The organism is Sphingobacterium sp. BIGb0116, from assembly GCF_024808035.1.
Taxonomy (GTDB): domain Bacteria; phylum Bacteroidota; class Bacteroidia; order Sphingobacteriales; family Sphingobacteriaceae; genus Sphingobacterium; species Sphingobacterium paramultivorum.
Window position 1 is genome coordinate 406,743 of record NZ_JANUDT010000001.1, and the last position, 16,288, is coordinate 423,030.

Consider the following 16,288-nt stretch of genomic DNA (forward strand, 5'->3'; position numbering starts at 1 on the left):
ATTTACACAGTGAGTTTTCAACACTTACTGTTGAAAAGATGTTGAAAATAAAAAATTACCACTTAAAATCAATACATTAAAAAATGTTAATAACTTAAGCCATTGTGAATAAGCAAAATGGTAAAAAGCAAATCAATCCCCTCCACTATCATCAAAACAAACTGACTTTAAGATGAAAACAAATCCCTTTTTTAGCACTAAAAAATATTCATATATTGTATCTTTGTAACTATGACGCACGACTCCTCAACATTAAAACCCTATAAAGATACCAACGATGGGAAGAAGAAACAGGTAGCAGATATGTTTGACAATATCTCTCATTCCTATGATTTTTTGAACCATTTCATGTCTTTGGGTATTGACATTATATGGCGCAAAAAAGCCATCAATGCCTTAAAGTCCATAAAACCGCAACTGATGTTGGATGTAGCGACAGGAACTGGTGATTTTGCATTGGAATCAATTAAAATCTTGAATCCAAAAAAGATTATTGGTGTCGATATCTCCCAAGGAATGCTTGACGTTGCTAAGAAAAAAATTGCAAGTAAGGGATTAGCGAATCAATTTGAGGTAGCGTTAGGAGACTCAGAGAGGCTTCAATTTGAAGATAATACTTTCGACGCCGTTACCGTAGCATTTGGTGTCCGTAATTTTGAAAACTTGGAGAAAGGCCTATCAGACATATACCGCGTATTAAAGCCTGGTGGGAAAGCTGTTATTTTAGAATTTTCGAATCCAAAGAAATTCCCCATTAAACAGCTTTATAATTTTTATTTCAAGTTTATTACACCAACCATTGGAAAATTCTTTTCAAAAGATTCCAGTGCATATGAATACCTACCAGAATCTGTTGCTCAATTTCCAGATGGACAAAAGTTCGTTGCCATAAACAAAAAAGCAGGTTTTAACGAAACGATCGTTAGACCACAGACATTTGGCATCTGCACCATCTATATTGCTACAAAATAGGGCGACCTAAGATCTGGTTTTGAGTCAAATCGGATTAATTTTTAATATCAACGAGTTACAACATATGACTAAAACAGTTTTTATTACAGGAGCAAGCTCAGGAATCGGTCAGGCCTGCGCTGAAGTTTTAGCCAAAGAAGGCTACAATCTTTTGCTTTGCGCCCGTAGGTTAAATCGTTTAGAAGAATTAAAAGATACACTACTCGCGACCTACCCTACGATTCAGATCCATATTTTTGAGCTTGATGTTCGCGATGCAGAACAAGTTGCGAATCAAATTGAGGGTCTGCCTCCGGCATGGAAGAAAATAAATGTTCTCATCAACAATGCTGGTTTGAGCCAAGGATTGGATCCTATTCAAAATGGTGATATCGGAGATTGGGACAGAATGATTGATACCAATATTAAAGGTTTACTGTATGTGAGTAAATCTGTGATACCACTTATGGACACTGAAAACGGCGCCCATATTGTTAATTTAGGATCTATTGCAGGGAAAGAGGTTTATCCGAATGGAAATGTGTACTGTGCTACCAAACATGCTGTTGATGCTTTAACTAAAGCTATGCGCATTGATTTGCTAACTCAGGGCATTAAAGTAACATCTATCGACCCCGGAATGGTGGAGACGGAATTTTCTGAAGTTCGTTTCCATGGAGATCGGGAAAGAGCTAAAAATGTCTATAATGGTGTGCAGGCCCTGACAGGAAAAGATATTGCCGAAACGATCCTTTTTGTCATTACCAGACCTGCACATGTCAATATAAACGATCTATTAATAATGCCTACAGCACAAGCGACAGGCACAATTGTCAATCGAAAATAATTTAAATATTATGTCATTAGAAATACAAATAAATCAAGACATTAAGGCCGCAATGATCGCAAAAGACACGGCAAAATTACGTGGCTTACGTGCGATTAAAGCAGCTATTCTCCTAGCAAAAACTGAAAAAGGTCATGCCGAAGACCTTAACCAGGAGGCAGAGATTAAAGTTTTACAAAAACTTGTAAAGCAACGTCGCGAATCTGCTGAAATTTATAAGACTCAAAACCGTGAAGATCTTTATGAAATTGAAGTTGAGGAAGAAAAAGTTATTGAAGCTTATCTGCCAAAACAACTAAGCAAAGAAGAAGTTGAAACGATTGTCAAAGCAATTATCGCCGAAACAGGAGCTTCTTCCATTAAAGATATGGGTAAAGTAATGGGTGCCACAAATCAAAAGCTTGCTGGACAAGCAGATGGAAAAACCATCTCTGAAGTTGTTAAAAGTCTACTCGCATAAAACTCTCAAATCAATAGAGTCAAATTAAATTGGATATGTCTTTACAGCCATATCGATTGTATAATTTGACTCTATTTTTATTTCAATTATGGCTTTTCAGTGGAATCTAAAGAGTTTTGACGAACTCAACACGAAAGAATTATATCGTATTTTAAAGCTTCGAATGGAAGTGTTTGTTTTGGAGCAGGAATGTTTATATCCTGAATTGGACGATAAAGATTTTGCTTGTCTGCATCTTTGGACAGAACAAGATGATCGTATTATAGCATACACGAGATTAGTTCCTCCGGGCCTTTCCTACCCACAAGCTTCCATTGGTCGGGTTATCGTCGCCGAGGAAGCGCGCGGAACCGGTCTGAGCCAACAATTAATGATTCATTCCATCGAATCTCTCTATAAAGAATTTGGTGAAGGCGAGATACAGATAGGTGCGCAATTTCATTTAAAATCCTTTTATGAAAAATTAGGGTTTAAACAAATCTCTGAGCCCTACCCCGATTACGAAATCCTTCATATCGATATGATTAAATACCCAATTTAGTAAATTTAGGCATGCAAAACGTTGTCATCATCACTGCCGCCCTATTTGGCGGCCTCGCTATTATCCTAGGTGCATTTGGAGCCCATGCATTCAAAAAAATCCTATCAGCTGAAAAGCTGGAATCCTTTGAGGTTGGCGTTCGATATCAAATGTATACTGCTCTCACCCTATTGATTCTAGGATTTAATTTCTCCTTTGAGTTTCAGTCTGAACGAGTCGCATTTTATCTGATCACACTAGGAACTATTTTATTCTCGGTAAGTATATATTTTCTATCGTTTGCGGAATACTGGAAAAAGAATCTAAAGTTTCTTGGGCCAATCACCCCGCTCGGCGGATTACTTATGATCGCAGGCTGGGTTGCTATTATCATTCGCTTTTTGTAGATTTGAGATAAATATGGCAATGATGTCTGCCCTGAACCGCCTTAATAAGCTGATGACGTCTACTATTTTAGTATAAAACAACAATTTTATATAAAGTGTAGACTTATGGCTATAACACATTCAAATCAAAGCAATCTTCATTTTTTTCTTAAATGGCTTATCTCCTGTAGTGCGATAGGTTTCATCGTAGGATCTATTTGTGCGTTTTTTCTCTTTTCCCTCAATTGGGTAACGCAGTACCGAGAAGCTCATCCTTGGATAATTTATGGACTCCCCCTAGCGGGATTTGCCATTGCATTGTCCTATAAGTATTGGGGCAATCCATCAAGTAAAGGAAATAACCTGCTGATTGAAGAATACCTTCATCCCCAACGCCGCATTCCGCTTATCATGGCGCCTCTTGTCCTATTCGGAACTTTACTTACACATCTATTTGGAGGTTCGGCAGGCCGTGAAGGAACTGCCGTACAGATAGGTGGAGCAGTTTCCGATCAGCTCAATCGCTGGTTTGACTTCGATAAAACTGAACGCCGTATCTTAATTTCAATCGGCATCACTGCAGGCTTTGCCGCTGTGTTTGGCACCCCGCTCGCCGGAACAATATTCGGCCTGGAAGTACTACTGATTGGCAAAAAAAGATATTTCGGTATCCTGCCCTGTTTATTTACCGCCTATTTTGCGAACTTCAGCTGTCAATTATGGAATATTCCACACACCCATTATCCAATTCATGATGTTATTCCAATGCTGTCCTTGACCAATATTGGATTTAGCCTCGCCGCAGGTATTCTATTCGGTATTACAGCATGGCTTTTTACATTTACCAGCGGTTTCTTTAGCCTTCAATTCAAACGAATTAAATATCCTCTGCTTAGACCAGTGATTGGCGGTATTATTTTGGTACTCATCATTACATTATTTCACAGCAGCAGCTATATTGGACTTGGCATACCAATGATTCAGAACGCATTCGTCGATCAGTCGAATTATTATGACTTTATCATCAAATTACTTTTAACGACTTTCACCCTTTCTGCCGGATTTAAAGGCGGAGAAGTCACCCCGCTGTTTTTTATCGGGACAACCTTAGGAAGTGCATTAAGCACCGTTATTCCACTCCCCATCAGCCTGCTGGCTGCCATGGGCTTTGTAGCCGTATTTTCAGGCGCTACAAACACTCCACTCGCCTGTATTGTAATGGGCTATGAATTATTTGGGATTCAACCTATTTTATTTATAGCAATAGCGTGTATAGTCGCTTTTTTATTTTCCGGAAAAAAAGGAATTTATATTGCACAAAAAGGAGGTTTGAAGGAAAAATTCTATCGTAGGCTCAATTTATAGACAAGACAAAGCGCTTTCAGCTTCTCTGTCTATCTCCTTGTATTCCATTATGAACTACTTCAAATAAAAACAAGATAGGGCAAAAAAACATGCTAAGAAGAAGAGTGCTGACCACAATGAATGGATAGATGACTTTAATAAAGACACTAGAAAAAATTTTTTGATAAAAAAAAGCCTAAATCATAAGTATGCTTTAGGCTTTTTTTAAAATCTTATAATCTGAACTACAGTAGTTTTCCATGCAGAAAGAATGCCGCAACAGTAAAATAAATAATCAATCCTGAAACATCCACCAAGGTAGCTACAAATGGCGCTGATGCCGTCGCTGGATCTAATCCAAACCGACGTAGAATAAATGGAATAAACGACCCTGATAACGTTCCCCATAATACAATAAACAATAAGGAAACAGCAACCGTAAAACCAATTGAAATCCAATAAGGACCATAGTCATACAGACCAAGAAAATGCCAAGCCAATATCCGTAGGAATCCGATCGACCCCAATATTCCACCTAAGATTAAACCAGAAGAAACTTCACGCTTCATCACGTACCACCAATCTTTCAGCTTTAACTCACCGAGAGCCATGGCACGAATAATTAAGGATGCTGCTTGAGACCCAGAATTACCCCCACTAGATATAATTAAAGGAACAAATAAAGCAAGAACAACTGCCTTTTCCAATTCCCCTTCAAAAAATCCCATTGCTGAGGCTGTAAGCATTTCGCTAAAAAACAAGATAATCAGCCAGCCGGCTCTTTTTTGGATCAATTGCAATAAAGGAGTTTTCGTATAGGCCAGATCTAATTCTTCCATCCCCCCAAATCGCTGTATATCTTCGGTATCGCGATCTTCAATTCGATCCAACACGTCATCAAATGTCACAATGCCGACCAATACACCCGCTTCTGTAATGATTGGCAAGGCGCTTCGGTCATATTTTTGAAAAATCTCGAACGCTTCTTCCATAGGTGTTGAAGCTTTAATCGCTGCAAAATTATAGTCGATCAAATCAGAAATTTTTGTCGAAGAATCCGATAGAAGTAACTGACCAATTTTCAAGTCATCGATCAATACGTTTTTCTCATCAACTACATAAATAAAATTGAGCGTTTCAGCTTTCCTTCCAAAAACTTTAATATGCCGAAAGACATCATCAACAGTATAATAAGGGCGAACTTGCACATACATTGGTGTCATAAGTCGGGCTATACTGTTCTCTTTATAACCAATCAACTCCAAAGCCATTTGCTTCTCGCGCTCATTCAAAAGATTGATCAGATATTTGATCAGATCATCCGGCAATTCCGACAACAATTCATTACGCGTATCCGGCTTCAAATTATTCAGCAATTCGGACAGCTCATGTTCCGTCATTGATTTGATCAACGTATATTGGACATCCATTTCAAAAAAAGAAAAGATCTCCAATCTATCCTCCAAAGGATAGTCCATAAACTCTTGATGTTGCTCCCCTTTACTTAAACGCGATATTTCTTCCGCGATATCGGCCGGGTGTAATGCTGAATTTTGTTCCATTGGAAGAAAATTTTAATGGATTTAGCGCAAAAGTAGCTTATTTTGTATTATTTTCAACAATCTGAAAAACTATTTTTTCCAATGGGAATTGCTGCTAGTCTTTCATAAAATCGTCACTACTACATTGAAGAGTACATTTGACTTGATATACCCATGAACTTTACAATATCTTAAAAATTAATTAATCCAGGCGCTAGCTCCTCGGGCTCGAAACCAGCTTTAAATAGCCGGGCTGTTAAATTACCTTTCAGTTCTATGTTTCCTTCATTTACATGCAACCAGCTCCCTTCACGTAAGCCTATGACTGGCTGAGGATTAAGTTGATGAAATTCCTGGATTCGCGTTTCCCTTGTCTCTCCTTTATGTGTAGAATTTGGATCTGGATCCAAATAATGTGGATTGATATTAAAAGGTAAGAAACCAAGTGCATCAAAGCTAGGCGGATAAACAATAGGCATATCATTTGTCGTTCCAATCGTCAGTCCTGTCAAATTGGAACCTGCAGATGTACCAACATATGGAATACCCTTTGCTACTTGCACACGCAATTGCTGTACCAAATCCAGCTCATATAGCGTTTTTAACAGTAGAAATGTATTTCCCCCACCAATAAAAATAGCCCTGGCATCCTGAATAGCTTTCTTCTTATTATGAAACTCATGCAGCCCCCTAACCGTCACGCCCTCATCTTTCAGGGCATCTTGTACCTTACCGGTATAAGCATCAAAAGAAATTCCTGAAGGTCTCGCAAAAGGGATAAATAATAATTCATCTGACTGAATAAATTCGACAAAATCGTGCTTAATATAAGCTAAAAACTCACTACCATGGATCGTGCTTGTACTTACGACCAATAACTTGTACGCTGGATTAATCTTCATCTTCTATCGTTAAAACATTAAATAAAAAGTACCTTTGGCTTTGTCAATTGCAAGGCCAAAGGTACAGTTTTCATTCCTTACTATAGGCTATTTCTTATCAGCAGTCTTTTTTTCTGCACCCAATCTTTTGTTTTCTTGCAGTGCCTTATGTAAAAGATATTCTATCTGCCCATTAACACTCCTAAACTCGTCTGCAGCCCATTTTTCCAATGCTTTGTACATTTGGTCGTCTAAGCGTAGCATAAAGTTTTTCTTATCCGCCATTTCATTTCGTTTATTGGTACAACGTACCTGTATTTACAATTGGTGTCGCTGCTTTCTCTCCACAGAGTACCACCATTAAATTGCTGACCATTGCTGCTTTTTTTTCGTTATCCAGCTCTACAATATCTTTTTCAGACAGCTTTTTTAGTGCCATTTCAACCATACCTACAGCTCCATCTACAATCTTTGAACGCGCGGCAACAATTGCAGCGGCTTGCTGCCTTTGAAGCATCGCCCCGGCGATTTCGGATGCATAGGCCAAATGACTTATTCTTGCCTCCTTAATAATAACTCCGGCAGGCGCTAAACGATCCGCCAATTCTTGTTCAAGAATATGATTTACGGTATCTCCACCCTCACGCAAAGTGATCTCCGCTCCTTCATCCTCCAAGTTATCATAAGGAAAGCTCCCGGCCAAATGTCTTACCGCCGCTTCACTTTGCGTGCGTACATAAGATGTATAGTTACTCACATCATAAGCAGCTTTGTACGTATCACCTACTTGCCATACGATAACCGCTCCAATCTCGATTGGATTTCCCATCTTGTCATTTACTTTCAGTGTCTGTCCCTGTAAGTTATCCGAACGAAGACTTACTTTAATCGTCGAATACAAGGGATTGACAAAAAACAAACCGTTTTCCTTAACCGTACCTACATATTTTCCGAAGAAATTCAGCACACGCGAATGATTTGGATTAATAATCATCAATCCCTTTAAAATAAAAAAAGTAGCAATCATCAATATCACACCCAGTCCAACATACAGGGAACTTGCTTCGACATTCGCGAAGGAGAATATAGCTGCCACAAAGGAGACAACAGCTATTAATAAGGCTAAATAGCCAGACATTGGTTTAATTAGTTTTTCCATAATTTGTTAATATATATTTGATATCATTTTAATATCATAAATATATTATAATAATTTTCATATTTCAAATGAAAATTTAAAATTACTATTTTTGACTATGCGCAAAAAATCCTTTCTACCCTTAGTCAATTCTACGACAGAAATACTCATCCTTGGCTCGTTGCCTGGAGATAAATCTCTGGCAGAAAATAAATATTATGCACATCCACAAAATCGCTTTTGGAAAGTAATAACCCATTTGTTCAATGGGCCGGAACAAACAAATTACACGGAGAAGATAGATCTATTACTCAAAAACAACATTGGCCTTTGGGATGTGTGCGCAGAAGCCTCTCGCCCCGGCAGCATGGACCTAGCCATACAAAATGAGCGCCCGAATCAGATTGTTGAGCTTCTGGAAACCCACCCCACAATCACACAAATTATTTTCAACGGACAAAAAGCGTACAGTTTATATTTAAAGCATTTCAACAAAAGAGAAGACATTATGTACAGATGCTTACCCAGCACTAGTCCAGCCAATGCGAAAAGTAATCTCGAAAATCTAATTCAACATTGGCGCATAATAATAAGTGATTAAATTACACGAATTAGATTCGTTAATTCAGTCCTATTGCTTATTTTTGCCCTAAGATGTCAGATTTAAAATACAATCAACGAGGCGTATCCGCAGGGAAAGAGGATGTGCACAATGCGATAAAAAATATAGATAAGGGTCTGTTTCCCAAAGCATTTTGCAAAATAATTCCAGATATTTTGGGTGGAGACCCAGACTGGTGTAATATTATGCATGCGGATGGTGCTGGCACCAAATCTTCATTGGCGTATGTCTATTGGAAAGAAACTGGTGATATTTCAGTTTGGAAAGGTATCGCACAAGACGCAATTATCATGAATATTGATGACTTGCTTTGTGTAGGCGCCATCGATAACATTCTTTTATCGTCCACGATTGGCAGAAATAAAAATCTCATTCCTGGGGAGGTGATTGCTGAAATCATCAATGGCACAGAAGAGATTCTGGCGGAACTTCGGGAGTTGGGAATTGGCATCTATTCTACTGGTGGCGAAACTGCCGACGTTGGCGACCTTGTTCGTACCATCATTGTTGATAGTACAGTAACCTGTCGGATGAAACGTGAAGATGTTATTTCAAATCATCGTATCAAAGGCGGTAACGTCATTGTTGGCTTAGCATCGAATGGAAAAGCAACGTATGAACAGTCGTACAATGGCGGAATGGGTTCCAATGGACTAACTTCTGCACGTCACGATGTATTTAACAAAAAAGTAGCTGAAAAATATCCTGAAGCGTATGATCCAGCTGTTCCTTACGAACTAGTTTTCGCGGGAAGCCAAGATCTTACAAATGAAATCGAAGTTGAAACCGGAGAAAAAATAACTGCGGGTAAGCTTGTTCTTTCAGCGACGCGTACTTATGCGCCTGTTATCAAACAAATACTAGATAAGTATCGTTCTCAAATTGACGGGATGGTGCATTGCTCTGGTGGAGCGCAAACAAAGGTCTTACACTTCGTGGATAATGTGCATGTCATCAAAGATAATCTTTTCCCGATCCCACCTCTTTTTGAATTAATACAGAAAGAATCCAATACAGACTGGAAAGAAATGTACAAAGTATTCAATATGGGACATCGTATGGAATTATATGTACCTGAATCGATTGCATCGGATATCATTGCTATTTCAGAATCATTCGGCATTCCGGCTCAAATCATAGGTCGCGTAGAAGAATCTACGTCTAAAAAAGTAACTATAACCTCTCCTTACGGAGAATTTATCTACGAATAAAAGATTTTATCCCTGTCCGCTGCTTAAACGTTGGACAGGGCTATTTTTTCAATTTGGTATAAATGAAAGAAAAACTTCTTGTAGGCTGGAAAGAGACCCTTGATTTACCTGAATTGGGAATATATGGTATAGAAGCAAAAGTCGATACCGGCGCTGCTTCATCGGTACTACACTGCAACTCGTACAAGGTAGTTAAGGAAGATGGTCAGGACTGGATTATCTGCGAACTTATCACAAATTTTGAGACAAAAGAAACAAAAACATTAAAGTTAAAACTCTATCGAACAAAACTGGTAAAAAGTTCTTTTGGTCAAGAAGAAAAGCGTTACTATATCCGCACTACAGCAACATTATATAACCAGGTATTTAGCATTAAGATCTCTTTTAGAAACCGATCTCAGATGACCTACCCCATGCTTTTGGGTAAAAATTTTTTATACAAAAGATTTTTGGTCGATGTTTCCAAAGAAAATCTCTCGACGAAGCCCCTGGTAAAATAAAACAAATAGCCAAGCAATTTTGTTATCTTAGCACAAAATATATTCAATATACAAACCGTGAAAATTGCCGTATTATCGACAGTAAAGAGTTTATACTCGACTCGTCGTCTCGTAGAAGCCGCACAACAAAGAGGACACGAATGTGTTGTCATTGATCACAGCAAGTGTTATGTGGGTATTCAGCAAGGTAAACCCAGTATCCATTACAAAGGACAGGATCTGAGTGATATTGATGCTATTATTCCCCGGATAGGAGCATCGGTAACATTCTATGGATCTGCTATCGTTAGACAATTTGAGGTGATGGATGTCATTTCCGCGAATCCCAGTCAAGCCATTACGCGATCTCGGGACAAATTAAGGTGTCTACAAATCTTATCCGGTGCAGGTATCGGACTCCCGATTACGGGATTTGCACGTACGGCCTCTGACGTAGACGATCTCATCAGTATGGTAGGTGGAGCTCCTTTAGTCATTAAACTACTCGAGGGAACGCAAGGTATCGGTGTTGTACTTGCCGAAACCAAAAAAGCGGCCTCTTCTGTTATAGAAGCGTTCTACGGACTGGGCAATAACATCCTGATCCAAGAGTTCATCAAAGAGTCTAAAGGCTCTGATATTCGCGCATTCGTGGTTGACGGCAAAGTTGTTGGAGCGATGAAACGCACAGCGAAAGAGGGTGAGTTTAGATCAAATATCCATCGGGGTGGCACCGCTCAGATTATCCGGTTAAGTAAAGCCGAAAGAGAAACAGCAATTGCGGCGGCTGCACAGCTAGGACTTACGGTTTGTGGTGTAGATATGATTCCTTCTGACAGAGGCCCTTTGGTACTGGAAGTAAACTCATCTCCAGGTTTGGAAGGCATCGAGAAAGCGACAAAAAAAGATATTGCCTCAGAAATTATACAATATATTGAGCGACAATATGAAGCAAAACAGGCTCAAATGCCTAAAGTTGTCAAGAAAAAGAAAAAAAGAGAAAGTAAATTATAATATCCTCCCCTAAGAAATAAGAAGGCTACCCATTATTGGATAGCCTTCTTATTTTCAAAATCCTTTGATTACTATCAGAGCTAATTTTACAGGACAACTAGACTCAGTTACGACGATGCCTAAAATTTTACTTATCTTAGGTTTAAATTATTAATTGATGAAAAGATTTAGCCATCTTCTATTAGCTTTTATACTATTATTAGCCACATTCTCATGGTCATTTAGCCAAACATCCGTTCAAAAAGTAGCCACACCGAGCTGGCTCCGCCCGCTGACAAAAAAAGCAGTAAAACCCAATTTGGACGATATTAGTGATGGATATTACTTTGAATTAATTGAACATCAAATAAATTTAGCAACACAAACAAAATACTACAAGGATATAAAAGTATTGTTCGATCAAAGTGGAGTTGAAAATTTGGGGCAAGTACAAGTAACCTTCGATCCTCATTTCCAAAAACTTCAATTGCATGAATTGAAAATCATTCGTAATGGGAAAGATATTGACATACTACCCAAAGCCAAATTTAATCTTTTAGCCTCTGAAACAGAGCTTTCGAGATCTATTTACAATGGAAGTCAAATGGCCCACTACGTATTGGAAGATCTACGGAAAGACGACAAAATTGTATTTGCCTATTCGATAGTAGGTGCAAATCCAGTATTTGAACAGATGTTTTTTGACAGCTACTATCTACAAGGTTATGAGCCTACAGGTTTAATTCATCTCAATTATATTGTACCTAATCATCGTAAACTCCATTTCAAGAGCTTTAATGGAGCTCCGGAAGTTCAACAGCAATCCGTTGGAAATTCAACAAATTTCTTTTGGGAGTTGACCGAACATAAGCCCGTCCAATACGAAAACTACACGCCTGATTGGTATAGCCCATTACAGTACATCCAGTGCTCAGAATTCAACACTTGGAAGGATATTGATCAATGGAAGAATCGAATCAATCCCATACCACAGATTTCTCCGTCAAGCACGCTTCAAACTTTCGTCAATCAGCTTTGGAAAGAGTCAAATGGACAGCAGTATGAATTTATTCGGAAGGCCTGTGACTTCGTGCAAAATGAAATACGTTATATGGGTATTGAGATGGGGGAATATTCGCATCGAGCCAATCTTCCCGAAAAAGTATTCTCACAACGTTATGGCGATTGTAAAGACAAATCAATGCTATTGGCAACTATGCTCAAAAACAAGAATATTGATGTTGGCTTAGTATTAGCTAATACCTATAAAAGCCGAGGCCTTCAAAATGATCTACCTTCACCTTATGCATTCAACCATATGGTCATAGAGCTTAGTATCGAAGGTCGTCACCAATATATTGACCCAACCATAACTAATCAGGGCGGAGATATCAAGAATAGATATTTTCCTACCTATGGAAAAGTTTTATCGACCTTGAATAGGGGTCAACTTGCAGATGTACCGCAAAAAGTTGTTGGAGATATCAAAGTCAAAGAGGTCTTAGCACTTGAAGGCAAATTCGACGCTACCCTGGATGTCACAACCACCTATCGCGGAAACGAAGCGGACAACATACGCAACTATTTTCAGAGCAATGCAAAAAATGATATACAGAAGCAATATCTCGATTATTACACAAAAACTTATTCAAAAATCAATAAGGTTGGCTCCATGGATTACAAGGATGACAGCAAAAACAACATTGTGGAAATTGTCGAAAAATACAAAATAAAAAATATTGGTAAGTCTGAAAACGGATCTACCAAAAAATATATTTCATTAATAGGATCAAATATAAACGAGAAACTTCCAGAAATTATGGAAGATCGCAATGCTCCACTAGACCTCCCTTTCCCTACTGATATAGAATATGAGATCTACCTCGTTAATAAAGCACAAAAAACATTCGGTGTCTACAAGGAGAATAGCTTTTTTGACCGCAAAGCCTATACATTTGGTAAAACACTAGAAATTAAAGCAGATAGTATTAAGATCCATTATACCTTGGGAATGCACGAATCATTTGTTGAACAAGCAGACCTAAAACAATATTATACAGATTTCGCTGATCGCGATAACATCTTTTATAATGGGTTTTATCTAGACACTAATGGATATGCAACAGATGGTATTCCTAGCCTAGGTACACCGACCTCATCCCATGAGGTTAATTGGTTCTCATCAATCATATTTTTAATATCGGTAGCATCCGTACTCTGGTATATTATAAAAAAGTATAATAAGAGCAAACCTATTATTATCAAGCCCTACGACCAAGTCTATCACGAACAAATTGGCGGATGGATGATCCTATTATTAGTTGTACTAATTGCAAATATATTGGCCCTATCTAGCCTATTTTTCTTTAATTTATCTCTCTTTAATTTAAATACGTGGCAAGCAATGGATCATGTCGATGGAGTTTCTTCATTTGTTTACAAAGTTTTAATCCTAGCCGAGACAGTTGCGAACACGTTGATCATCATTGGATTGATTTATAGCTGTATCCTTCTAATTAAGAGAAGGGATATTTTCGCTCAGACATTCTTTTTAATTACGCTATTTATGGCCATATTTTGTACACTAGACGCAATTGCGGGCTATTTTATGTTCAAACAATACTTTAATAAAACTGATGACATATTTACCAAATATGAAGATACGATAAGAACCATTATCTTTTTCTGTATTTGGGGTAGCTATGCTTATAAGTCTGAACGCGTAAAAGGTACCTGTCTTCGAACATATCAGCCTGCCAATACAGTCCACAAAGCTGAAAAACCTCATCCCTTTGACGAAGACTTTTTAAAGCCCTATCCGATGTCAGAACCACTTATAGAAACACGTGTCAACGAAGATAAAGTACAAAACGACAGCATGTGTCTGGATCAGAGTAGCAACCAAAATGCTGAAAAATAAATGAAATAATAAAAAGGGGGAATGTGTAGTCCCCCTTTTTATTATTTCATTTTCATCACCATATTATCCGCGCCTTCAGTAGACACTTTTACCTGACCGGATTTGTTCTTCGTAGACTTATAATGGACGTGGTTTTTGACTCCCTCAATTTGAACAGTCTCTACTGAACCAATATTAACCATATTGTCTGCCCCCTCTATCGTCACCGTTGCGATGTCACTACCTGTTACAGTATTCCCCTTTCCCTCTATAATCAATTTACTCACATTGCCACGGATCACAACTTTATTGTCAGCTCCTTCTATTTGTACGACCTCTCCCCCTTTGGCCTCTATCGTACGGTTATTGTTCACCCCTTCAATCGAGATAACTTTTCCCTGTTGATTAACCACATCGTTAGTTAGAGCCTTGGAAACTGGCTCTTTGGCCGCTATCACCAAGCTTCCGATCAAAAGAAGTGAAAATCCAAATGTAATTGTTCTTAGTTTCATAATGCTATGTTTTCTACAGATCAACAAAAATCAAACCTAATTTCAAATCTAAAAGGGATATGAACTATAATATACTACGTCAATTGCCTCAAAAGTATAGTTGGGGAATAAGAATAAAATGAAATATAGCATTGAATTGGGTTTACTTGCCACATAACGTCCCAAAAAAGATACAGTAACGGTCATAACAAAAAAAAGGAGCCTAAAAGGCTCCTTTAATATCTCTAACAAATTGACAGCGGATTAAAAACTCTATTTTACTGCGTCTACAACTGCTTTGAAAGCTTCTGGGTTATTTAAAGCTAAGTCAGCTAAAACCTTACGGTTCAAACCAATGTTTTTAGCGTTTAATTTACCGATCAATTGGGAATAAGAAATTCCGTGTTGACGAGCTCCAGCGTTGATACGTTGAATCCATAAAGCTCTAAATTCGCGTTTTTTGGTTTTACGATCGCGGTAAGCGTATTGTAAACCTTTTTCTACTGTATTTTTAGCAATAGTATAAACTTTGCTACGTGATCCAAAGTAACCTTTTGCAAGGCCTAGGATTTTTTTGCGTCTTCTTCTAGAAGCTACTGCGTTAACCGAACGTGGCATATTTTTAAAATTAGTTTGGTAGAAGGTGTCATGTATTTCAATGAACTTACAACCTTATACCCGGTTAAAAAATTATTATTAATAAAATCGAATAAAACTTATTTACCGATAGCAAGCATACGTTTTACGTTGCCCATATCGCCATCAGATACATAACTTGTTTGTGTTAAGTTACGTTTACGTTTTGTGCTCTTTTTTGTCAAGATGTGGCTTTTGAAAGCGTTTTTTCTTGCAATTTTACCTGTTCCAGTCAATTTGAAACGTTTCTTTGCGCTGGAATTGGTTTTAACTTTTGGCATAATACTTATAAATTTTATATCAATCTGTTAGAATTCTTATTATTTTTTAGGAGCCTTTGGAGCTACTGTCAAAAACATGCGTTTACCTTCTAATTTGGGTAAAAGCTCTACTTTACCGTAGTCTTCCAAAGCCTGAGCGAAGCGCAACAACAAGATCTCACCTTGATCTTTGTGTACGATAGCGCGGCCTTTGAAGTGTACATAAGCACGAACTTTTTCTCCACTTTCTAGAAACTTAATAGCATGTTTCAATTTGAACTCAAAATCATGCTCACCAGAGTTAGGTCCGAAACGAATTTCTTTAATAACAGTCTGTTTTGCATTAGCTTTGATTTCCTTTTGTTTCTTCTTCTGTTCGTAAACAAACTTACTGTAGTCGATAATCTTACAAACCGGCGGTACAGCATTTGGCGAAATCTCCACTAAATCAAGTTCCAACTCATCAGCCAACTCTAACGCTTTGCGCGTAGGGAAAACTCCTTGTTCCACATTATCTCCTACCAAGCGCACCTCAGGTACCTTGATTAACTCATTAATGCGGTGATCTGGTTCTTTCTTTCTCATTGGTGGTCTTGGACCACCGGGTCTTTTTAATGCCAAATGTTTAA

General features: G+C 38.2%; 19 protein-coding genes and 1 riboswitch. Of the genes, 11 read left to right on the top strand and 8 right to left on the bottom strand.

Annotation, left to right across the window (positions count from 1 at the left end; all coding sequences use genetic code 11):
- Positions 1-231: 231 nt before the first annotated feature.
- From ubiE to M2419_RS01915, 6 genes are all read left to right on the top strand, one after another.
- Positions 232-972: a bifunctional demethylmenaquinone methyltransferase/2-methoxy-6-polyprenyl-1,4-benzoquinol methylase UbiE gene (gene ubiE, locus M2419_RS01890; RefSeq protein ID WP_153848785.1), complete on the top strand. Its 741-nt coding sequence runs from the start codon at positions 232-234 to the stop codon at positions 970-972.
- 64 nt (positions 973-1,036) lie between these two features.
- Complete coding sequence (locus tag M2419_RS01895) at positions 1,037-1,798, top strand: SDR family NAD(P)-dependent oxidoreductase (protein WP_153848786.1); 762 nt, start codon at positions 1,037-1,039, stop codon at positions 1,796-1,798.
- Between the two features lie 10 nt (positions 1,799-1,808).
- On the top strand, positions 1,809-2,258 hold the full coding sequence (locus tag M2419_RS01900) for a GatB/YqeY domain-containing protein (protein ID WP_120332659.1): 450 nt from the start codon (positions 1,809-1,811) through the stop codon (positions 2,256-2,258).
- Between the two features lie 88 nt (positions 2,259-2,346).
- Positions 2,347-2,799 (top strand): GNAT family N-acetyltransferase, encoded by a 453-nt coding sequence (locus M2419_RS01905; RefSeq protein ID WP_259254129.1) that lies wholly within the window; start codon positions 2,347-2,349, stop codon positions 2,797-2,799.
- Between the two features lie 11 nt (positions 2,800-2,810).
- The gene (locus M2419_RS01910; RefSeq protein WP_153848788.1) at positions 2,811-3,185 is read left to right on the top strand and encodes a DUF423 domain-containing protein; all 375 of its coding nucleotides are present in this window, start codon (positions 2,811-2,813) and stop codon (positions 3,183-3,185) included.
- A gap of 6 nt (positions 3,186-3,191) precedes the next feature.
- A riboswitch (Fluoride riboswitch) is annotated at positions 3,192-3,254 on the top strand.
- Positions 3,255-3,290: 36 nt separating this feature from the next.
- Complete coding sequence (locus M2419_RS01915) at positions 3,291-4,529, top strand: voltage-gated chloride channel family protein (protein WP_182331250.1); 1,239 nt, start codon at positions 3,291-3,293, stop codon at positions 4,527-4,529.
- A gap of 224 nt (positions 4,530-4,753) precedes the next feature.
- Here M2419_RS01915 and mgtE read toward each other — a convergent pair whose 3' ends face one another.
- From mgtE to M2419_RS01935, 4 genes are all read right to left on the bottom strand, one after another.
- On the bottom strand, positions 4,754-6,070 hold the full coding sequence (mgtE, locus tag M2419_RS01920; protein ID WP_153848790.1) for a magnesium transporter: 1,317 nt from the start codon (positions 6,068-6,070) through the stop codon (positions 4,754-4,756).
- 170 nt (positions 6,071-6,240) lie between these two features.
- Positions 6,241-6,951 carry a dipeptidase PepE gene (gene pepE, locus M2419_RS01925; RefSeq protein ID WP_182331248.1) on the bottom strand — a complete coding sequence of 237 codons (711 nt, stop codon included), beginning with the start codon at positions 6,949-6,951 and terminating at the stop codon, positions 6,241-6,243.
- 87 nt (positions 6,952-7,038) lie between these two features.
- A complete protein-coding gene (locus M2419_RS01930; protein ID WP_153848792.1) occupies positions 7,039-7,215 on the bottom strand; it encodes a ribbon-helix-helix domain-containing protein in 177 nt (58 codons plus the stop codon).
- Between the two features lie 10 nt (positions 7,216-7,225).
- Positions 7,226-8,089 (bottom strand): SPFH domain-containing protein, encoded by an 864-nt coding sequence (locus tag M2419_RS01935; RefSeq protein WP_259254131.1) that lies wholly within the window; start codon positions 8,087-8,089, stop codon positions 7,226-7,228.
- A 97-nt stretch (positions 8,090-8,186) separates the two neighbouring features.
- On the opposite strand from M2419_RS01935, the gene M2419_RS01940 reads away from it, so the two are divergent.
- The 5 genes from M2419_RS01940 (at position 8,187) to M2419_RS01960 (ending at position 14,293) form a co-directional block, all read left to right on the top strand.
- On the top strand, positions 8,187-8,669 hold the full coding sequence (locus M2419_RS01940; protein ID WP_153848287.1) for a DNA-deoxyinosine glycosylase: 483 nt from the start codon (positions 8,187-8,189) through the stop codon (positions 8,667-8,669).
- A 53-nt stretch (positions 8,670-8,722) separates the two neighbouring features.
- A complete protein-coding gene (locus M2419_RS01945) occupies positions 8,723-9,901 on the top strand; it encodes an AIR synthase related protein (RefSeq protein ID WP_153848286.1) in 1,179 nt (392 codons plus the stop codon).
- Positions 9,902-9,963: 62 nt separating this feature from the next.
- Complete coding sequence (locus M2419_RS01950; protein ID WP_159731016.1) at positions 9,964-10,401, top strand: RimK/LysX family protein; 438 nt, start codon at positions 9,964-9,966, stop codon at positions 10,399-10,401.
- A gap of 57 nt (positions 10,402-10,458) precedes the next feature.
- Entirely contained in the window at positions 10,459-11,394 is a 936-nt protein-coding gene (gene rimK / locus M2419_RS01955) for a 30S ribosomal protein S6--L-glutamate ligase (RefSeq protein WP_070565651.1), read from the top strand.
- A gap of 157 nt (positions 11,395-11,551) precedes the next feature.
- A complete protein-coding gene (locus M2419_RS01960; protein ID WP_182331246.1) occupies positions 11,552-14,293 on the top strand; it encodes a DUF3857 domain-containing protein in 2,742 nt (913 codons plus the stop codon).
- Positions 14,294-14,334: 41 nt separating this feature from the next.
- On the opposite strand, the gene M2419_RS01965 is transcribed toward M2419_RS01960, so the two are convergent.
- The 4 genes from M2419_RS01965 to infC form a co-directional block, all read right to left on the bottom strand.
- Complete coding sequence (locus M2419_RS01965; protein WP_159731020.1) at positions 14,335-14,784, bottom strand: DUF3060 domain-containing protein; 450 nt, start codon at positions 14,782-14,784, stop codon at positions 14,335-14,337.
- A gap of 252 nt (positions 14,785-15,036) precedes the next feature.
- Complete coding sequence (gene rplT / locus M2419_RS01970; protein ID WP_046674462.1) at positions 15,037-15,381, bottom strand: 50S ribosomal protein L20; 345 nt, start codon at positions 15,379-15,381, stop codon at positions 15,037-15,039.
- A gap of 98 nt (positions 15,382-15,479) precedes the next feature.
- Positions 15,480-15,680 carry a 50S ribosomal protein L35 gene (gene rpmI, locus M2419_RS01975; protein ID WP_002993964.1) on the bottom strand — a complete coding sequence of 67 codons (201 nt, stop codon included), beginning with the start codon at positions 15,678-15,680 and terminating at the stop codon, positions 15,480-15,482.
- Between the two features lie 39 nt (positions 15,681-15,719).
- On the bottom strand, positions 15,720-16,280 hold the full coding sequence (gene infC, locus M2419_RS01980) for a translation initiation factor IF-3 (protein ID WP_075993338.1): 561 nt from the start codon (positions 16,278-16,280) through the stop codon (positions 15,720-15,722).
- Positions 16,281-16,288: the final 8 nt, after the last annotated feature.